General features: G+C 51.8%; 15 protein-coding genes. 9 read left to right on the plus strand and 6 right to left on the minus strand.

Going from position 1 to position 20,773, the window contains the following annotated elements; translation table 11 throughout:
• The first annotated feature begins 173 nt into the window (after positions 1–173).
• On the plus strand, positions 174–554 hold the full coding sequence (gene mscL, locus HJG54_RS04490) for a large conductance mechanosensitive channel protein MscL (protein ID WP_316433599.1): 381 nt from the start codon (positions 174–176) through the stop codon (positions 552–554).
• Between the two features lie 350 nt (positions 555–904).
• Here the strand turns inward: mscL and HJG54_RS04495 are convergent, their stop codons facing one another.
• The 3 genes from HJG54_RS04495 to ftsH2 all read right to left on the minus strand — a co-directional run bounded on the left by HJG54_RS04495 (position 905) and on the right by ftsH2 (position 5,792).
• Complete coding sequence (locus HJG54_RS04495; RefSeq protein ID WP_316433600.1) at positions 905–2,440, minus strand: glycoside hydrolase family 13 protein; 1,536 nt, start codon at positions 2,438–2,440, stop codon at positions 905–907.
• Between the two features lie 528 nt (positions 2,441–2,968).
• Positions 2,969–3,634 carry a GNAT family N-acyltransferase gene (locus HJG54_RS04500; RefSeq protein WP_316433601.1) on the minus strand — a complete coding sequence of 222 codons (666 nt, stop codon included), beginning with the start codon at positions 3,632–3,634 and terminating at the stop codon, positions 2,969–2,971.
• Positions 3,635–3,905: 271 nt separating this feature from the next.
• Positions 3,906–5,792, minus strand: a complete 1,887-nt coding sequence (gene ftsH2 / locus HJG54_RS04505) for an ATP-dependent zinc metalloprotease FtsH2 (protein WP_316433603.1) — start codon at positions 5,790–5,792, stop codon at positions 3,906–3,908.
• An 801-nt stretch (positions 5,793–6,593) separates the two neighbouring features.
• Between ftsH2 and HJG54_RS04510 the strand changes: the two genes are divergently transcribed.
• The 5 genes from HJG54_RS04510 to HJG54_RS04530 all read left to right on the plus strand — a co-directional run bounded on the left by HJG54_RS04510 (position 6,594) and on the right by HJG54_RS04530 (position 14,135).
• The gene (locus HJG54_RS04510; protein WP_316433604.1) at positions 6,594–7,661 is read left to right on the plus strand and encodes a ParM/StbA family protein; all 1,068 of its coding nucleotides are present in this window, start codon (positions 6,594–6,596) and stop codon (positions 7,659–7,661) included.
• A gap of 389 nt (positions 7,662–8,050) precedes the next feature.
• Positions 8,051–10,372: an ATP-binding protein gene (locus HJG54_RS04515; RefSeq protein WP_316433606.1), complete on the plus strand. Its 2,322-nt coding sequence runs from the start codon at positions 8,051–8,053 to the stop codon at positions 10,370–10,372.
• Positions 10,369–10,842: a response regulator gene (locus HJG54_RS04520; RefSeq protein WP_036002165.1), complete on the plus strand. Its 474-nt coding sequence runs from the start codon at positions 10,369–10,371 to the stop codon at positions 10,840–10,842. Before HJG54_RS04515 ends, HJG54_RS04520 begins: the two co-directional genes overlap by 4 nt.
• A 2-nt stretch (positions 10,843–10,844) precedes the next feature.
• Positions 10,845–13,481 carry a response regulator gene (locus HJG54_RS04525; protein ID WP_316433607.1) on the plus strand — a complete coding sequence of 879 codons (2,637 nt, stop codon included), beginning with the start codon at positions 10,845–10,847 and terminating at the stop codon, positions 13,479–13,481.
• Between the two features lie 213 nt (positions 13,482–13,694).
• The gene (locus HJG54_RS04530) at positions 13,695–14,135 is read left to right on the plus strand and encodes a hypothetical protein (RefSeq protein WP_316433608.1); all 441 of its coding nucleotides are present in this window, start codon (positions 13,695–13,697) and stop codon (positions 14,133–14,135) included.
• Between the two features lie 41 nt (positions 14,136–14,176).
• Here the strand turns inward: HJG54_RS04530 and HJG54_RS04535 are convergent, their stop codons facing one another.
• The 3 genes from HJG54_RS04535 to HJG54_RS04545 form a co-directional block, all read right to left on the minus strand.
• Complete coding sequence (locus tag HJG54_RS04535) at positions 14,177–15,688, minus strand: M16 family metallopeptidase (RefSeq protein WP_316433609.1); 1,512 nt, start codon at positions 15,686–15,688, stop codon at positions 14,177–14,179.
• A gap of 61 nt (positions 15,689–15,749) precedes the next feature.
• A complete protein-coding gene (locus HJG54_RS04540; protein ID WP_316433611.1) occupies positions 15,750–17,306 on the minus strand; it encodes a M16 family metallopeptidase in 1,557 nt (518 codons plus the stop codon).
• A gap of 104 nt (positions 17,307–17,410) precedes the next feature.
• Positions 17,411–17,710, minus strand: a complete 300-nt coding sequence (locus HJG54_RS04545; protein ID WP_316433613.1) for a hypothetical protein — start codon at positions 17,708–17,710, stop codon at positions 17,411–17,413.
• Positions 17,711–18,083: 373 nt separating this feature from the next.
• On the opposite strand from HJG54_RS04545, the gene HJG54_RS04550 reads away from it, so the two are divergent.
• From HJG54_RS04550 to HJG54_RS04560, 3 genes are all read left to right on the plus strand, one after another.
• Positions 18,084–18,860: an MlaE family lipid ABC transporter permease subunit gene (locus tag HJG54_RS04550; RefSeq protein ID WP_316433615.1), complete on the plus strand. Its 777-nt coding sequence runs from the start codon at positions 18,084–18,086 to the stop codon at positions 18,858–18,860.
• A gap of 115 nt (positions 18,861–18,975) precedes the next feature.
• Positions 18,976–19,377, plus strand: a complete 402-nt coding sequence (locus HJG54_RS04555) for a DUF3119 family protein (RefSeq protein ID WP_316433617.1) — start codon at positions 18,976–18,978, stop codon at positions 19,375–19,377.
• 122 nt (positions 19,378–19,499) lie between these two features.
• Positions 19,500–20,744 carry a DUF3086 domain-containing protein gene (locus HJG54_RS04560; RefSeq protein WP_316433618.1) on the plus strand — a complete coding sequence of 415 codons (1,245 nt, stop codon included), beginning with the start codon at positions 19,500–19,502 and terminating at the stop codon, positions 20,742–20,744.
• The last annotated feature ends 29 nt before the right edge of the window (positions 20,745–20,773 follow it).

Consider the following 20,773-nt stretch of genomic DNA (forward strand, 5'->3'; position numbering starts at 1 on the left):
AACCTAGACTGAGCCCGTAATTTCCGCCAAACAGCCTGCTGCGGAATTGGCTGGATGCCGTATGATTTGGCAACAGGGTTTCTACTAGAGAAAAATCCGGCGATCCGGCTATCGGATAAATTCTATTGAGTCTATTGAGACGAATGCTACCTGGTGAATGAGGAGTAGAAATAATGGCAAGACGTAGAGCAACAGGATTCCTGAAAGATTTTCAAGACTTTATTAATCGCGGCAACGTGGTTGAGTTAGCTGTTGCGGTGGTAGTAGGTGGCGCTTTCGGCCAAATTGTAGATGCTGTCGTCACTTTGGTTACAGGAGCAATCCTCAATCCCACGCTCCAAACCTTGGGAATTGATCGGATCAGGGACTGGCCTGCTGGTGAACTGCTGATCGCAATCATCAACTTCCTGGTGATTGCCTTTGTCGTGTTTTTAGTTGTGCGAGCACTAGAGCGATTTAAGCGGAAAGAAGCAGAAGTAGCCCCCGATCCTCAACAGCAGCTTGCAGACGCCGCGAACCGACTAGCCGCAGCGCTTGAATCTCGGCAGCTTTAATCCTCATTAAACAGCACTAACAAAGGCAGGGCGTCCCTCAACGTAAACGCCCTGCTTTTCTTTGTTCATGCCAGTTTTCTTCGTAGCAGTTTTCTTCATACCAGTTTTCTTCATACCAGTAGTCGTAGCAACCACACGCTTGTGACACTCGACCTCAACAAGCCTCAACAAGCCTCAATAATTGAGCTAAACAAGAACTCATGGGCAACCAAATTTCCAAAAGCTATAGCACAAGAGGGCCAGAAAAGACCAGCCCCCATCTCCTGCCACCTGATCCAGAGCCGTCAGAATAACCAGAATCAGCGGTCATCTGCTGACTCCTGACTCCTGACTCCTTAGAGCCACCCCCTCTAAGTCAAAATAATCCCCGTCTGGGGCGGCAGAGCCAGAAACAGATTATCGGCAGTCCAGACCACCTCTATCGTGTCCTTCGGTCTAGTTTCCGCAGTAGAAGCTGCTTCTGCTGATGCTTCTGCTGATGCTTCTCCCCGCTCTGGTGTTTCCCTCGTGTTAAAGAGGATATAGCTCGGCTGGGCACCCAATCGCGTTCCAACTGACTCCAGGTCAATTTTGCCGTAGGTATCCGCCGCATTGACGGCAATGATCAGCACATCCCCCTCAAAAATGCGAGCAAACACATAGGTTTTATGGTCTTCGCCCAGGAATCGGTATTCCCCAACCCGAAGGGACATGCGAGCATGGCGCAATCCAATCAGCTTCCGGTGACATTGCAACAGATTTTCGTCCCACTCCTCTACCGGCGGGAAACCACGACGGGCATCTGGATCGAGGCCACCCGGTAAACCAACTTCATCGCCGTAATAGATGCTGGGAGCACCCGGAAAAGTCAGCAGCAGCAGTGTCGCCAGCTTGACCGCGTTAATATCGCCATTCGTCATCGTCAACAGACGGGCCGTATCGTGGCTGGCTAGTACATTCAACTGGGCTAATTGAATTTCCCAGGGGTGGGCATGCAGCAATAGCTGGATCTTCTCGGCGTAGGTGAGGGCGTCAATCCCCGGATAGGGTTCATAGTCGCGGTCCTGCACATGCACCGGATCAATGCGGTCCCCGGCCACGAAGGCAATCGTGGCTCCGGCAAAGATGTAGTTCAGCACACCATCAAACTGGGTGCCATCTAGCCACTGACGGGTATTAGTCCAGACCTCGCCAACCAGATAAGCCTCAGGATTGATCGCCTTAACACGAGTGCGAAACTCCTGCCAAAAGCCGGGTTCAGTGATGCAAAACGGCACGTCCAAGCGCCAGCCATCCACGCCGCAGCGAATCCAGTGCTCGGCAATTCGCATAATGTACTCGCGCACGGCCGGATTAGCGTGGTTGAATTCGGGTAAAGCGCGATTGCCATACCAGCAGCCGTAGTTGGGCGGACGTTCTGACTCGTAGGGAGCAATCGGCCAGCCTTCGATCTTGAACCAATCGACCCAGGGCGAATAGGGGCCATTCTCGACAATGTCGTTAAAGAAGAAAAAGCCCCGCCCCACATGGTTAAATACCCCATCGAGCACCACCTTCATGCCCCGCGCATGGGCTGCATAGAGGAGTTGGAAAAAGGCTTCATTCCCGCCCAAAAGGGGGTCAATCTGATAGTAGTCGTGGGTGTGGTAGCGGTGATTCGAGGTGGATTGAAAAATCGGCGTGAAATAGATGGCCGTGATGCCCAATCCCTGGAGATAGTCCAGCTTCTCGATCACGCCCCAGAGATTACCGCCTTTGTAGCCCTGGAGGGTTGGTGTCGCCTCCCACGGTTCCAGCAGCATCGGTGCAAGCTGATAGGGCGGCGTCAGCGATCCCTGAGCGAACCGATCTGGAAAGATTTGATAAAAAACGGCATGTTTAACCCAATCTGGTGTATGTATCTGCATGAATGTCACGACTTTACCTGATACCCCACTGCTAAGCTACAGGTCAAACCGCAGTCTTCGCTGTAGCCCTCTAAACTCATACCATATGCTTTTAGGATTGGGTATGGCAGAGGGGTAGATCTGGAGACTGGGGGAAGTCAGGAGTCAAGAGTCGGAAGCAGTCAAATCCGGTTGATGGGCCGTTCTGATAGATCTGTCTCAGTGCCTCTAAACTGTTTGGCAAATGCTTTGTTCTTACATGAATCTGTCGGTAAGCCATTGGTTTGATAGGGGCAGGATGTTTATACAACGCCCATATTAGAGACTGTTTGTAAATGAATTTTAAGAGGCTAGAATCGACTTCACATCTGATCCTCCCTAACCCTCCTTAAATAAGGAGGGAACCGAGTCAAATCTCTGAAGTCCCCCTTTTTAAGGGGGATTTAGGGGGATCTCAATCTTTGTTTACAACAAGCGAGTCAAATCTCTGAAGTCCCCCTTTTTAAGGGGGATTTAGGGGGATCTCAATCTTTGTTTACAAACAAGCTCTTAAGCGAATCCACTGCGATCAGCTTTGTCTAGATTGACGATGGGTGTCCGCCGAGCTGCACCGCTCGCTAAAGTCGTTTTATCTTTGAAGTCTAAGTAAATTAGCGACACCATTTGTGAATCGTCAGGCGAATATTTGAACGGTTGGGTATTGGCTCGCTGCAAACCAATTTTGAGATACAAATTACCTGGTTCAGGAAAGGCAACCGCTGCAAACGTATAGTCAAATGTTTGGTGAAGCTGCTGATAAGTTTGTCGCACTAAATTAAACAATACACTCGACTTATTGCGATAGTCGGGATGAATCACTAACCGGTTTACTTCTAAACTTTTAGTCGTTTTGAGAAACGTAGGAATAGGATGGTAAAGCTCTAACTCAAAGCTTGCATTGAGAGGACGGCAAAAGCGCCAGCAGGCGACTAATTTTTCTTGATCAAAGGTGCCAAACCAGGTTGCAACATCATCGAAATTATCAACAAATCGCGGAATTTCTTCATCGACTAAGACTCGAATTCCAGACGGATTATCTGAATTCGGCAACCATTTCATTTCCTCTACAAAGACTTGATAAATCAATCTCTGAGCTAATTTAATTTCAGCTTCATTTAGCTGCTTGCTCACATACCGTCTTTGCCTAGATTGCTCTAGTGCTCGTGCTTCAACCATATTAATTGTGTGCCTCAAGATGAGCCTAATCTAGTCGCTGTAGGCTGTTCAAAAGGTCAGTTGAAGTCAGAAAATGGTCAGAAATTAAGTCATCATTTCCTAGCTGGCGCAGGCCGATTTTGTTCGTATAGCCGCAACTTTAGTCACCAACATTGAACCAATTCCCATCAAATTCCAGGATTATTTTCAACAAAAAGACCGAGCAGGAATCCCCACCCGGTCCTCACAATCAAGCATTAAAGATCAAAGATCAAAGATTTAACTTCACACCCTACAGCTTAGGCACATACTGTTCCTTTTCTGGAACGGGAGTATACTCGGCCACGATCTGGCGGAATTCTTCCCCATCGATGGTTTCCTTTTCGATCAGCAAATCCACTAGTCGGTCAATCACCACCCGATTGTCCCGGATGAGCTTGCAGGCAACATCGTAGCAGTGCTCTACAATTGTGCGTACCTGAGCATCAATTCGGGCCGCAATTTCCTCGGAATAGTCGGAGCGGGTCATCCAGTCCCGTCCCAAGAAAACTTCGCCCTGCTGACTTTCCAGCGACAGTGGACCCAGATCCGACATACCGAAGCGCGTCACCATCTGGCGAGCCATGTTGGAGACCTGCTGCAAATCGCCACCTGCACCCGTTGTCACCTCGGCATCACCGAAGATTACCTGCTCAGCGGCGCGACCACCCAGCGCCCCGGAAATCCGAGCCATAATTTGAGCACGAGAAATCAAGCCTTGCTCTTCGCTAGGAGTAAACCAGGTCAGACCTTGCGCTTGTCCCCGCGGAATCAGCGTCACCTTCTGCACCGGATCATGAGCTTGCAGCAATGTTCCCACAATCGCATGGCCGATTTCGTGATAGGCAATCAAGCGCTTGCTCTTGCTGTCTACCAGAGGTGTACCTTCCATGCCAGCCACTACTCGGTCCACCGCATCGTCGATTTCCAGCATCGTGATGGCTTCTTTGCGACGACGGGCCGTCAGAATTGCCGCTTCGTTCAACAGGTTTGCCAGATCTGCGCCGGTAAAGCCAGGAGTACGGCGGGCGATTGCTTCTAGCGACACTTCGGGAGCCAGCTTTTTGTTGCGGGCATGGACTTGCAGCACTTCCAAGCGGCCTTTGATGTCGGGTGCGTCTACCGTAACTTGACGGTCAAAGCGGCCCGGTCGCAGTAAGGCAGAATCCAACACATCCGGCCGGTTCGTCGCTGCAATGATGATGATGCCTGTGTTCCCCTCAAACCCGTCCATCTCGGTCAGCAACTGGTTCAGCGTCTGCTCCCGCTCATCATTGCCTCCGCCAATCCCGGCTCCCCGCTGCCGCCCCACCGCGTCAATCTCATCGATGAAGATGATGCAGGGCGCATTCTCCTTCGCCTTCTTGAACAAGTCCCGCACCCGCGAGGCTCCGACTCCCACAAACATCTCGACAAACTCGGAGCCAGAGATGCTAAAGAAGGGCACGCCCGCTTCGCCCGCAATCGCTTTAGCCAGCAGGGTTTTACCCGTACCGGGAGGACCCACCAGGAGAACACCTTTGGGGATTTTGGCTCCCACGGCCGTGAAGCGTTCGGGCTTCTTCAGGAAGGAGACGACTTCTTGCAGTTCTTCTTTGGCTTCTTCGATGCCTGCCACATCGTCGAACATAACGCCAGTTTTGGCTTCCATCATGAAGCGCGCTCGCGATTTGCCAAAGTTCATCGCCTGTCCGGGACCACCGGGCACGTTGCTAGAGCGGCGGAACAAAAAGAACAAGCCGCCAATCAACAAAATCGGGAAAATCAGATTCCCCAACAGGCCCCAGATGGCCCCATCATTGCGAGGCGGATGGACATCAAAGCTGATATGGTTTTCCCGCAGTTTAGAGATCAACTCTGGGGCATTGCCAGGAAGATCGACCCGCAGGCGCTGAATCCGTCCATCGAGTTCAGGATCGGTTGCTTCAACAATTGCCGTTCGTCCGCTTTCATAGAAATCAACGCTGACAATCCGGTCTTGCGCCAAATAGTCTAAAAAGCGGCCATAGGTCATGCGGGTGCTAGCCGTGTTGCTACCCATATTCATTGGCGACGCAGAAAATGCACCTTGCCAAAGAAAAAAGCCGATTACCAAGAGCGGCAATGTCCAGAGGAGAACAATTCTCCAGGAAAGTTTCATAGTTTAAGCTGCCTCTATTCGTTAGGTCTGCAAAGCCAAAGGATGAACTGCGATTGCCCTGATCATAGCTAGCCGCTTCACCCTCTGGACATCAGATTGAATAACCGTAATTAGCCCCCTGCCCCACTGCCCAATTACAGCAACAGCAGTCAAAGCTTTATACCGATTTTCTTAACTGAGAGCGAATCTTAACTAAATTTAACCTAATTTACGAAGACTGAGCAACCGCGCTGGGTAGGCAACTGACTCAAAGCCTTGAATTTTCAGGTTTAATCCAGCAAGGCGAGTGGGTTGTCCTTGGCTAGTTGTGCTCCACGTCATCTAGCTAACCATTGCGATCCTGAGAGACCAACCGCTCTTAAACCAGACCCTGACGGACGAAATACAGAAAAAATTCTGAATGTTCAGTCAAGCAACAGCTAAAGCAACCTTTAGCTTGCATCCTTTCAAATCGTTTCTAAGTTTTGTAGAGTATCCAAACAGTTGGCTCAATCTAACTAGAACAGATGTATTATTTAGGCAAGACTCGTTTAGACCCAATGTGCTTAGACCCAATGTGAGATCTCACAGAGATCTCAATGCCAAGAGAAATGGGCAGGAGAAATGGGCAGGAGAAATGGGCGCTTTTGCGCTAACTTCTACTCCTTTTAGGGCAAACCAACTCGGATTGCAGGTTTGACACAAAATTGCTGTATTCAGCTCGGCTTGACAATTCTTGGGTTTTCCAACACGCTCTTACCATACTGTTCGTCTTGGTATCCCAATTGTTTATTTGTCTATAAATAGAGGTAATTTAGCTTCATGGCAGGCAAACAACCGTCTCCTTCTCTCGGAACCGTACTCAGCGTCGATCTAGGCAGAACCTCTACAAAAGCTTGTATTAACCGGAATCCAGATCAAGTCGTGTTGATTCCCGCCAATGTTGCCCACCTCACGGTTGATCAGGTGCGACGAGGCAGCTTTGAATCTCAGCCCACTGACCCGCTGCTAGACATGTGGTTAGAGTTTCAGGGCCGCGGCTTCGCGATTGGGCAGCTCGGAGCCGACTTTGGCGCTAATTTAGGCGTAGGTCAATCCAAAGTCGAAGATGCATTAGTCAAGGTGCTGGCCTGTGTCGGCTACTTTAATTTGAAAGATAAGCTGTCGGTTGTGCTTGGCCTGCCCTACTATTCGCAAGAGCAGTTCGACCGCGAAAAAGAGCAAATCACCAGCCTGCTGCGTTCGCCCCATGTGATGAGCTATCGGGGTGAGCTGACCACGATTGATATCGAGCGGGTTTGGGTGATGCCAGAAGGCTACGGCAGCCTGATCTGGTGTGAAGCGCAGGAGAAGAAAGCCTCTAGTCCCGATTTTCCCCAGCTCTCAGTCGCTGTAGTAGACATTGGGCACCAAACCACCGACTTTCTGATGGTGGATCGCTTCCGGTTTGCCAGAGGAGCCTCCAAGAGTGAACCGTTTGCCATGAGCCAGTTCTATGAGCAGGTGGCCGCCCAAATCCAAGGAGCTGACAGCCAGTCGCTGTCTCTAATCGAAGCGGTGAACCGACCCGAAGGCGAACGCTTTTTCCGCCCCAGAGGCGCGACCAAACCCACCAATCTCGACGATATTCTGCCCAGCCTCCGCAAGAGCTTTGCGCGAGAGCTATCTTCACGACTGATGGATTGGCTACCGGAGCGGGTCACGGATGTCGTCGTGAGCGGCGGCGGCGGCGAGTTTTTCTGGAATGAGTTTCGTCCGCTGTTGCGCGATGCTCAGCTTAAGGGCCATCTAGCGAAACCATCCCGGCGAGCCAATGCGCTAGGACAATACATCTACGGCGAAACCCAGCTTGTGGTTCTGGGTAACAAAATGGCGATGGCAAAAACCTAGCTTTTAGGCAGCTTCTGAGAAATAAAATTCCCCCAATTTAACTGCTGTACTGCGCAGGCGTTTTGCAACGCCTCTACGTCCTGCCTCCCAACCTCCCTATTTCACAACCCATAGGGACAGGCCATCAATCTCTAAGTCTTTCCTAAGATTGAACAGCAAGGCACATCTGAAGGTGGATAATCGACCATAGCGTATGCCATTGGGTGCGTCCAATTTGTCTTATTTGTCTTATTGGATTGACCTACCTATCCGATTACTCTGACTGCAAGTCAGTAAACTCGTCAGAGTTTTTGAATTTCAAAACCCCAACGGGATTTTCGGGTAGGTTCTTGTAGCTTATCGGCCTTATCGGATTTCTCATGCTGAAATGAGAGTTTAGGAAGCAGGGCATGACTGATGCAACCGCTAATTCGACCCATTTAACCCATTATGACCAGGCAGCGATCCATGCTCCAGGTCAGATCCAGCCTCATGGCGTTTTACTGGTGTTGCAACCAAACCTGGAGATAATTCAGGTCAGCCGTAACACCCAAGAAATTATTGGCCGTCAACCAGAAGAATTACTAGGCCAGCCCCTGTCCAACTTGCTGAGCGCCAAACAGATTCAACTGATTCAACAGTGTTTGGTAGGAAATTTTGCCAGTATCAATCCTCTCGATCTAGCCATCAAGTGCCAGAATCGCTCGGTTTACTTTGATGGAATTGTGCATCGTTCCGACTCAGCCATTATTTTGGAACTGGAGCCAAAACGGGACCGCAGCAAAGTCAACTTCTTCGATTTTTATCATCAGGTTAAAGGCACTATCACCCACATTCAGCAAGCAGCCACGCTGGTTGAAATGTGTCAGCTTGTGGCAAAAGAAATCCGCCGCATCACAGGCTTTAACCGGGTGATGGTCTATCGCTTTGACCAGGAAGAGTCTGGCAGCGTCATCGCCGAAGATACCGATCAGGAAACGCCCTATCTAGGCTTGCACTATCCAGCCTCAGACATTCCCCCAGCCGCCCGCCACCTCTATACCCGCAACTGGTTACGGCTGGTACCAGATGCGAGTTACCAACCCGTACCCCTAATTCCGGCTCACAATCCTGTCACTCACCAACCGCTGGATCTGAGCCTCTCGGTATTGCGCAGCGTTTCGCCTTGCCATCTAGAGTATCTGCACAATATGGGCGTGACGGCCTCGATGTCGATCTCCCTGATTCAAGACCAAAAACTCTGGGGGTTGATCGCCTGTCACCACACCTCAGCCAAATATGTTCCTTACCGCATCCGCACAGCTTGCGAGTTTATCGGGCAGGTGATGTCTGTCGAGCTAGCTAATAAAGCTGTCACAGAAGACCTTGACTATAAACACCGCTTGAAATCATTGCAGACCCAATTTGTGGGAGCGTTATCTCAGGCTGAGCATTTGCTGGATGGCATGATGCAACTGCAAACCCAATTGCTTGAGCTGGTCAATGCTACCGGAGCGGTGATCTGTAGCGGTAAACGCTATGTTCGAGTCGGTCAAACTCCATCCGAGGAGGAAATTCAAGCCCTGCTCGATTGGATCAAACCGCACCTACAGCAGAATTTATTTGCAAGCCGCTCGCTTTCTAGAGACTACCCAGCTGCCCAAGCGTTTCAAGCTGTTGCCAGCGGCGTCTTAGCTTTAGAAATTTCGCGGGTGCACCACAATTACATTCTCTGGTTTCGTCCGGAGGTGATTCAAACCGTAAACTGGGGCGGCAACCCGAATGAGTCAGTAACAGTTGGGACAAATGGCAGCCGGCACCTGTCTCCGCGCCAATCCTTTGATTTGTGGCAGGAAACCGTGCGGGGCTGTTCCTTGCCCTGGGAAGCTGCCGAGATTGAAGCCGTAGCCGAACTGCGTAGCCTGATTGTTGGGATTGTGCTGCGGCAGGCTGATGAACTAGCCTCGATGAATTTTGAACTCCAGCGGAGCAATGAAGAACTCGATTCTTTCGCCTATATTGCCTCCCACGACCTGAAGGAACCACTACGCGGCATCCACAACTACGCCCACTTCTTGATGGAAGACTATGGCGAAGCCCTGACCGAGGATGGCGTTGCCAAACTGCAAACCCTGGTCAAACTGACCCAGCGGATGGAAAACCTGATCAACTCCCTGCTGCACTTCTCTCGCCTAGGACGCGCCGAACTAATTCGACAAACGGTGAATCTGGACGAACTGGTGCATCAGGTGATCGCTACTCTCATGATTGCCCGCCCCCAAACCGAAGTCGAGATCCGCATCCCTCGCCCCCTGCCTTCTATCCAATGCGACCGCGCCCAAGTCAACGAACTCTTCACTAACCTGATCAGCAACGCCATCAAATACAACGACAAATCCGAAAAATGGGTCGAGATCGGCTGCCTTGAGGCCCACCCAAGCGCTCCAGGTTTTTCTTCCCCATCTTCCTCGTTCGGCGAGGCTCACGAGCCGCCATCTTCCCCATCTCTCTTATCCTCCTACATCTTCTACATCCGCGACAACGGCATCGGCATCGCCCCAGAGCACCTCGACCAAATCTTTCAGATCTTTCGTCGTTTGCATGAACGGGATGAATTCGGCGGCGGCACGGGCGCAGGCTTAACGATTGCTCGCAAAATTGTGGAACGGCATGGCGGCAGAATTTGGGTCGATTCGACCCCTAATCAAGGCAGTACGTTTTATTTCACCCTGGCAGCGGAGGCTGATACATGATTCGCACTTCAACGTCCCCAGTTCGACAATTACCCCCAATGTTGATTGTGGAAGACAGCAACGAAGACTTTGAAGCGCTTCAGCGGTTTCTGCGACGCTCGCCGCTAGCAGTTCCAATCCAGCGATGCACTAATGGCGAACAGGCCCTGGCATTTCTCTATCGCACTGGCAAGTATGTGGATCGCGAAAGTGCCCCCCGCCCCGGCCTGATTGTGCTTGACTTGAATCTGCCCAGAACCGACGGACGCGAAGTGTTGCGCCGGATTAAACAGGATGAGGGGTTGAAAACCATCCCAGTGGTGGTATTTACGACCTCCGACAACCCCAAGGATATCGAAGACTGCTATCGCTACGGGGTCAATAGCTATATCGTCAAACCAATCGATTTCACTCAGCTCAAACGCGATATTCAGATGCTCGTGGATTACTGGTTTGAAATAACGACGCTGCCCGACCGGCTGGAGGATTGATCATGCCTCAAACGTCCCGTGTCCTGTTAATTATCGATGATTCGCCTGAAGACCGGGAACTCTACCGCCGCTACCTGCTACGCGATCGGGATCATTCCTACACGGTTCTAGAAGCAGGTCTGGGACGACGCGGGCTGGAACTGTGGCAGCAGCACCATCCCGATGCCGTCTTGCTCGATTATCGGCTGCCCGACCTGGATGGCTTGGAGTTTCTCGCCAAACTACAACCTCCTCCTCAGCAGCCCTATTTACCCGTGATCATGATCACCGGACAGGGCAATGAGGCAATTGCAGTCCAGGCTATGAAAGCCGGTGCTCAGGATTACCTGGTCAAGGAACAAATCACACCAGAAGAACTGCACTTAGCGGTGAATGGGGCGATTGAGACTGTGCATCTCCGCACCCAACTGCATCAACGCATCGAACGGGAGCGGGTCGTTTCGCAAATTACGCAGAAGATCCATCAAACGTTGGACTTAGAAGAAATTCTGCAAACTACTGTAACCGAGGTGCGGCAGTTTCTCCAGGCTGATCGGGTCTTTGTCTATCGATTCCAGCCCGACTTTAGCGGCATCGTGGTGCTGGAATCTGTGGGTGATAACTGCGTACCCGTTATGGATGCCCAGGTGGAAGACCAGTACTTCGTAGAAACGCGGGGAGAAGACTATCGGCAGGGGCGCATCCAGGCTGTTGCAGACATCTACACGGCGGGTTTGACCGAGTGCCACGTCAATTTGCTGGCACAATTTCACATTCGGGCCAATCTGGTCGTACCGATTCTGCACGCAGATGCCCTCTGGGGTCTCCTCGTTGCCAACCAATGCTCTGCACCCCGCCAATGGCAACCGCTGGAGATTGACCTGCTCAAAGAGCTGGCGACTCAGTTGGGAATTGCGCTGCAGCAGGCAGAACTTTACCAACAGGCCCAAACCGAACTGACAGAACGCAGGCGAGTTGAAGCTGAACTACGGGAAAGCGAAGCCCGCTTGAAGCTAGCCTACAAAGCCACCCGCTCCGGGCTGTGGGACTGGAACATTATCCACAACAGTATCTATGTGTCCGAAGAATACTGCGCTCTGTTTGGGTTGGACCAAACTCGGCAAGAGCTGAGCTACGAACAATGGTTAAACTGCTTGCATCCAGATGACCGCCCCGCCGCCAGTGCTGCCATCAGCCACGCCATTCAGCACCAGCAGGACTACTACGAGGCCGATTACCGCATCCTCTCTCCCGTTGGTGCAGCAGATCACAGCTCTGGGGTTCGCTGGATTGCCTCTAGAGGGCAAATTTTCTACGATGTCAGCGGTCATGCCGTTCGGATGCTGGGCAACGTCCAAGACATTACCGAACGCAAACGCGTCGAAGCCGAACGCCAGCAGGCTGAACTTGAACGCGATCGCCTCCTGGAGCAGGAGCAGGCCGCCAGAGCCGAAGCCGAACGGGCCAATCGGGTCAAGGATGAGTTCCTCGCCATTCTTTCCCACGAGCTACGAGCACCACTCACCCCAATTATGGGCTGGGCGCAACTGCTGCAAACAGGCCGATGCGACGCCACCAAAACGGCGAACGGCCTTGCCATGATCGAGCGATACGCCAAAATCCAAGCCCAACTCATCAATGACCTGCTGGATGTCGCCAAAATTTTGCACGGCAAACTCAGTGTCAATGCCGGTCCCGTCAACCTGGTGCTCATGATCAAGTCGGCAATTGATACCGTCAGAATCGCGGCAGCTGATAAATCAATCCTTTTGCATGCAGTCCTTGACCCGGTTGGGCAGGTGTGGGGCGATGCGGCTCGCCTCCAGCAAATTGTCTGGAACCTGCTCTCTAATGCAATTAAGTTCACTCCCGAGGGAGGAAGGGTTGAGGTTCGCTTAGAGCGGGTGCAGGATGGAGGAGATGAAGGAGTATTATCTTCCTCATCTTCCCCACCCTCCTCATCTTCCCCACCTCCTACCTTCCACGCTCAAATCACCGTTACCGACACGGGCAAGGGAATTAGTCCCGATTTTCTGCCTCATATTTTTGAATCGTTCCGGCAGGAGGATGCATCGACTACGCGCAAATATGGCGGCTTGGGGTTGGGATTGGCCATAGTTCGGCATTTGGTAGAAGCGCATGGAGGAACCATCTCTGCCGACAGCAAGGGAGAGGGACAGGGAGCGGTGTTTACCGTGCGATTGCCGTTGCTCGATCCAGAACTACAGCAGAATCAGCCGGAAGACTCACCGACCCAAGAACTGGATCTGACTGGGGTGCGAGTTCTGGTAGTTGATGATGACCTAGATGTGCGGGAATTGCTCGCCGCATTACTGAACCAATTTGGGGCAGAGGTTTTGACGATTGCTTCGGCATCTGAAGCATTAGCTAGTTTGGAATCATTCCGGCCCGATGTGCTGATTAGCGATATTGGTATGCCCGTCATGGATGGTTATGCTCTGCTGCAACAGGTGCGTTCCCTGCCGCCGAATCGAGGTAGAGAAACACCAGCCATTGCGCTGACGGCTTATGCGAGGGCAGAAGATCAGCAACGCGCTCTAGCCTGCGGTTTCCAGCGCCACATTCCCAAACCCCTGGATTTGAAGAAATTGATCCAGACTGTCTCTGAGCTAGCTCGGCGGCCTCAGCACTCACCTTAGCCAAAACTAAGGGCTTCATCTCTCTAACCGCAAAATTGGGCACTGGGAATGAGAAATAAACATGAAACAATAAGCATGAAATAAAAACCAACTCAGCGTTTGTCAATCCAGATGGGTCCTGCTGCTATCTAGGCAAGACGGCAAATCTGACAAATCTGGCAAATCATCGCACCACCCGTATCCAGCGTTATCCAGCGTTTGATTCTAGCCCCAATGACGTCTAGCAAACCGAAATCAAGCTATGTAGTCAAGTTTGCCTCCACTGAGGCAGACCAAGATTTGTTGCAGGCGGTTGAACAAGCGCTCGCAGATCAGACCTACAAAAGCTTCAGTGATCTGTGCAAGCAAGCACTGCGACTGATGCTGATACCAACCGAAACAACTGTCGCCCTGCCCCTGCTGACGGCGCTAGAGCAACAGGTGATGACGCTGCAACTTCAGCTCATGCAGCTAGAACAGCGCTCTAAAGAAGCCCAAGCTGCACATGCCCCAGCGCAAAACTATACCGAATTACAGCAGCAGGTTGAGCAGTTGACGGAACGAGTCAGTTGGTTAGAGCAAAAGTGCACAACGCTGGAAGAGCCACCCACCCCTGCGTCTGACGCTCCCGATCCACTGTTGTCTCGCCTCGCGCCCTTATTAGAGGACTTTTAGTTGGAAAATTTTTGAATCAGTCCAACTGACCTCAGTTGCCCTCAGCTTTTAGCATTTGGAATCGAGACATCAATTTTTGTGACTTTGGCATCGGGAGTCAAATCGCTGAGGGGCGGTTTAATTGCCGATGCATTTCCCACCACCAGCGTCACCAGCTTCTCAGGCTGTAAATAGGTTTGGGCGACTCGCTGGACATCAGCAACGGTGGTAGCTTCCAAGCGTTTTTGATATTGGAAGATAAAGTCCTGGGGATAGCCGTAGTAGTCGTAGCGCATCACTCGCGACAAGGTTTGGAACGGCGTTGCAAAGTTGAAGATAAAGGCATTCAGCACCGAATCTTTGGCGCGAGCTAACTCGGCTTCTGTAATCGGGGCAGTGCGAATTTTTTCGAGTTCGGTCAGAGTAGCCTGAATCAGCGGCACCGTCGCATCCGAGCGAGTTTGCCCACCTGCCACAAACACGCCTGGATAGTCAAACTGGGGTGCCCAGAGGGCGTAGACCGAGTAGGCCAAGCCTTGCCGCGACCGCACTTCGTTCACTAGCCGTCCGCCCAAGCCGTTCAGCACCTCGTTCATAATCGAGAGGGCTGCGTTGTCTGGATGATCTAGCTTGCCGCCCAAGTGCCCTAGCTGGACGGTACTCTGGCTCAACTGCGGCTGATCGACTAGGAAAACCCCGCCCATTTTTGCCTGTCGGACTGGAGGCAGTGATTTCCATAATTCTCGTCCGACTGGGTTTGTCGTTGGCTGCCAGTCGCCGAATAGGTTTTCGATTAAGGACCGCATGGCTTCGGTGTCAAAGTCGCCCAAGATTCCCAACTGCATGTTGTTGGGGTAAAAGTACCGCTGATAGAAGTTCACTACATCGGCACGCGAAATGTTGTCTAGCGTCTTGTATTCCACAGTGCGGGCATAGGGGCTATCGGCTCCGTAAATCAGCTTTTGAAATTCCCGACTGGCAATTCCATCAGGGCTGTCGTTGCGGCGAGCAATCGAACCGCGCCACTGGTTTTTAGAAAACTCGAGCCACTCGTTGGGAAAGGCAGGTTGACGCAGCACTTCGGCAAACAGGCCCATCACCTCTTCGGCATCTTCGGTCAACGCACTGAAACCTCCGCTGCCCGCCGTAGTGTTAATTCCAATTTCGATCGAGGCTGCCCGCTGTTCTAGAAACTGATTCATCACCTCTGCCGGATGCTGAGTCGTGCCACCAATCCGCATCACCTGTCCGACAATGCTAGCCAAACCGATCTTATCAGCCGGCTCCAGCCGATCTCCGGTGTAAACGGTTGCCACACCACTCACCAAAGGCAACTCGTGATCTTCAACTAAATACACCTTGAGGCCATTACTCAACTCAAACCGGGTATAGGGCGGAATCTTCACCTCTGGCGCGGGTGGGAATTGCATCTCGGTATAGTGACGGGGGGTAACGGCCAAGGCAGGGGCACGACCAAAGCCAATCACAATCAGCAGCGACATCAAAATCGCCATGACGCTATAGCGCAACCATTTCTGCGGTTGACCCTGACGCCAGCAGTGTATCCGTGCCATTGAGTAAGCTCCTGAGGGGAAGTGGGGTGGGAAGGAGATGGGGAAGTAACCGTTGAGATTTTCAGCTGTCAGCGGCCATCAGTTTGCCAACTGTGAGGTTTTGCGGCTGGAAGAGCTGGTTGGCAACGCGCTGCACATCGGCGGCGGTGACGGCCTCGATCGCGTTGAGTTCTGCAAATAGATTGCGCCAACTGCCGGTTTTGGCTTCGTATTCAGGCAGCAAGCCGGCCATACCCTGGTTAGAAGCAAGAGTTTGCAATAGACTGGCTCGGGCTTGGGTCTTGACCTGATCTAGCTCAGTGGCAGAGACGGGTTCAGTTTTCAAGCGGTTGAGTTCGCTAGCCACAACGGTTGCCACTGCTTCAATGGTGTGACCGGGAGCGGTTTGGGCATAGAGCAACACCAGATTAGAAAACTGATCGCCTGGAAAGGAGGAAGAAACATTCACATTCAACGCCAACTGCTGCTGTACTAAGGCGCGATAAAGGCGGGAGGTGCGTCCGCCGGTCAGCAAGCTGGCGATCATTTGGTAAACCGCGTTGTCTGGATCGGTGAGAGCCGGACGCTGATAGCCCTCCATATACCAGGGTTCGGTGGGCATATTGACAGTGACAGAACGCGGTTCCGTCTGGGCAGGTGCAGTCACCACCAAATCGGGTGCGCCTGATTTCGCTTGATAGCGGCCAAAGTAAGCTTCAGCCATTTGCTTCACTTGCTTGGCATTCACATCGCCCACAATCCCGATCGTGATTCGGTCAGGCGTGTAGTAGGTGTCGAACAAGTCCTGAATATCGGCGCGGGTTAGGCTACGGATGTCCGCTTCGTAGCCAATTACCGGGCGTCCGTAGGGGTGATCGGGCAGAGCAGTTTCTAGAAACGCCTCAACTAGCTTGCCGATGGGAGAGTTGTCGGTCCGCATGCGGCGCTCTTCCAAAATCACGTCCTGCTCTTCAAAAAACTCACGAAACACGGGTTCCGTAAACCGCTCTGACTCTAGCGACATCCACAGCTCTAGCTTGTTGGCCGGAAAACTGTAGAAGTAGCGCGTGGCATCGGCTGATGTAGTGGCATTGAGGCCAACCCCGCCTGCCTGTTGGACAATTTGACCATACTGATTCTGTTTGACCAAGGCGGCAGCGGCAGCTCTGGCCTGAGCAAATTCTTGCTTGAGTTGGGCAACTTGCTGAGTCTGACCGGCGGCCTCTGCCGTTTTGATCTGCTCAAATAACTGATCGAGGCGATCAAGCAAGGGCTTTTCGGCAGCATAGTCTTGAGTGCCAATCCGAGTGGTGCCCTTAAAAGCCAAGTGCTCCAGGAAGTGGGCCGCTCCCGTTTTACCGGGCTGTTCATAGGCCGACCCAACATCCACATAGGTCATGAAGGACACCGTCGGCGACTGATGCCGCTCCATGACAATAAACTTCATGCCGTTTGCCAAGGTAAATTCGCTAATCTGACGCGTCACCCGCTCGATGTAGGGCTGAATGTTGCTGCCAGTCGTTTGGGCAATTGCCGTAGCTGGAGCACAAGTCCAAATTACGACCAACAGCAGGCCCAGGGTCAGCATTGAGCGCCACTGCAACGGTCGGCTGAAGCGGAAACAGGAAAAAAAATGCATGAAAGGGGATCCGAGCAATACCAATAAACCAGGATAGTTGATCCAGGATAGTTACGCTCTGGCCCGGCAAGTGATTTAGGTGAGCAATTTAAAAATTAAGCGGTTTACTGGTGATGATTGCGCAGATTCTGGAAGCGGTAAAACGTGTAGGTATCAAACAAAACGCCAGCCAAACTGCCGACCGAACCAATCACGATGATGCCACGCCAAACACTGCCGCTACCAAAGACTTTCAGAAAACTCGCAATTTGCTCTAGGCTACCGGTACCAAATGCTTCTAGATGGGGAAGATAGCTAATTACGGCTGAGCCAGCTAACAGAATGCTGATCAGCAGAACGGGAGCGAGAAACGTAAAAATGCTGGTTAGCAGTAAAGACCGCAGCAAATTGGGTAAAGTGCTCATATTCAGGAATCAACACTCCATGCGACTAATGAGACAGAATTTAACTGCCCAATCCATCTGATTCCATTTCCACCATAGGAGGGGATTGGCATAATTCAACCCAACTGTGAAAAATCTTAAGTAAACCTTAAAAAGCTTTTTGAAGAGCCGTAAATCAGCTTCTCAGAAAAGATTGTCCTTCTCGGATGCAAAATACCGCTAGGGTAGGTAGAGCAGGATTTACGTTGTCTCAGGCTGATTAGAAGCCGATTAGGACCAGAGTGGATTCGCCCAGCCAGTCGGTTCACTCATGTTGCAAAAATTCGCTATGGTTTACATGACATCGCTAACGGTGCTGCCCCCAACGGCGCTAGAAAGTTGAAGGACTGTAGGTTTGACTAAACCGACTCGTCACTCTCCGCTCAGACTCTGGAGTCAGCGTGCGCTGGCCGCCACCTTTTTGGCTGGACAGGTGATCGTTCATTTATTAAAGGGAAAAATTCACCGTCGCAATACGCTGGAGCAGCTCAGAATCGTGGGGCCTGACTCGCTGGGCATCATGCTGCTGACAGCAACCACGATTGGCATGGTATTCACCGTTGAAGTGGCCGCCGAATTTCTGCGGTTTGGGGTAGGGTCAGCGGTGGGTGGTGTTTTGGCGATTGCTCTGGGGCGCGAGATGGCTCCTTTAATCACAGCCGTGGTGCTGGCCGGACGGGTTGGCTCTGCCTTCGCAGCAGAAATTGGCACCATGCAGGTGACTGAGCAAATTGACGCCCTCTACATGCTTAAGACTGATCCAATTGATTATCTGGTGACTCCCCGAGTACTGGCCTGCTGCATCATGACCCCCATTCTGACAATTCTTTCATTCGTCACGGGCATGATTGGCGGCATGATCCTGGCCGATACGATCTACAACATTTCCAACAGTGTTTTCCTAGATTCGGTGCAGCTTTTATTGAAACCGCGAGATCTCGTCTGCGGCATGATTAAGGGCTTGGTATTTGGTTGGCTGATTGCCGTGATTGGTTCCAGTTGGGGTTTGACCACCAGCGGCGGCGCTAAAGGGGTAGGACAATCTACAACTACAGCAGTTGTCACAGCTCTACTGATGATCTTTATTAGTAACTTTTTCCTGTCGTGGCTGATGTTTTCGGTCCTGAAATAATTCTGAAAAGCATTCTCATTCATCGCATCTGCTTCCGAGTTCCCCCTCCTTCATCTCCGCGTAGCCTTAAAATAGGGGTAAGCCAAATCTCAACTTTTATTAAGAAAACTTGCAAGTGACAACCACATCAGATGCTTCTAATCTGCCTGCCGCAACCGAAACGGTGGAGTTGGCTCCCAGCTACGCCCTGCCGATTGGGCTGGTGCTATTGGCGTTACTCTTGTTTTGGGTTCAGCCCTGGTTTAGTGGTGTAATTGCCCTGTTGGCAGTATTTCTGCTGTTTCAAACGGCTACTATTCGCCTGCGCTTCACAGAAACAGCCCTCGATGTTTGTCGAGGCGAAAAGTGCCTGCGTCACTTTCCCTATCAAGATTGGCAAAACTGGCGAATTTTCTGGCCCCGTCTGCCGATTTTGTTTTACTTCCGAGAGGTAAAGAGTATTCACTTTTTGCCGATTTTGTTTGATCCAAAAGGATTGAAAATTTGCCTGGAGCAGCGTTGTCCTACAATTTCCTAATTAGCAATTTCTAAATTGGCTGTATTGGCTGGCTGTCATATAGACTGCTCCCTGGTTTATCCCTGAATTAAATTCAGCCCTTCCTGGCATCATGCCACCGTTGTTATTCACCGATTTCCGCTATGAATCCAGACGAGTCCCAAACACCAGAGTCACTCAACTTATCCCGTCCTGATGGGACTGAGTCGTCTGCTGAGTCAGGCACGCCCAGCTCTCAACCGTTGCGTGAGCCATTAAATTTGTCCTCCCTGGGAAATCCCACTCGTACTGAAGCGGACGATTTGGCCCGTCGAGTGGCTGAATTGCAGCAGCAGGAGAAGGCCCTGCGGCAAGAAATTGCGTCGCTGCAAACTTCCTACAATGCCATGCTGCAAAAGCAGATCACTGACGCCCAAATGGCCCTAGGCCGGGTAGTAAAGGAAAGCGTCACCGAGCTAGAACAGCGCCGCCAAACCCTCCAACTTGCGGTTGAACAGCTAGAACGCCGCCAGGAGCGGATCAAAAACGAAATGCGAACCACCTTTGCCGGAGCCTCTCAGGATCTAGCCATTCGGGTCCAGGGCTTTAAGGATTACCTAGTTGGCAGTTTGCAGGATCTCGCCACGGCAGCCGAACAGTTGCAGCTTGTGCCGGCTCCCGAAGAAGCTAGACGGCCATCGGTGATCAAACCAGAAGCTGTCATGGAGGTGAGAGACGCCAGAGACAGTAGACCCAGAGAGTCTAGAGAATCTAGAGAATCTAGAGAACCTAGAGAAGCGAAAGAGCCGCGTGAGGCTACCAGACGCGACGCTGCAGACGCAGACGTGATCACCACGCCTAAGTTTGCCGAACAGGGCTTTCAAGAACAGGCTAAACGGATTCGCAAACTGCTGGATCAGTACCGCTCCACCCCCGACTACTATGGCCCCCCCTGGCAACTTCGCCGTACCTTTGAGCCAGTTCATGCTGAGCGCGTTTCTAACTGGTTTTTCACCCAGGGTGGACGAGGGGCAATTCGCACAATGGGATCCCGTTTGCAGAACATTTTGATCGCCTCTGCGGTAATTTCGGTCCTCAACGAACTGTATGGCGAACGCCTGCGCCCCTTAATTTTGGGTAATTCTCCCGAACGCTTGGGCGAATGGCGGCGCGGCTTGCAAGACTGCTTGGGCGTTTCGCGGGCCGATTTTGGTATCGATGAAGGAATTGTCCTGTTTGAAGCCCCCGAACCCATGGCCCAGCGGGCCGATCGGCTAGTCAAACAAAAGCAGTTGCCTCTGATCATTCTGGATGAGACCGAGGAGTTTATTAGCGTTTCGCTGCTGCAATTCCCACTTTGGCTAGCCTATGCACCCGATCCCAATGCACCTGGTCCGATGATGTATTAACAACGGATCCGATTTCTGTGACTGCAAAT

This window comes from Leptolyngbya sp. NK1-12, from assembly GCF_032598965.1.
GTDB lineage: Bacteria > Cyanobacteriota > Cyanobacteriia > Elainellales > Elainellaceae > Elainella.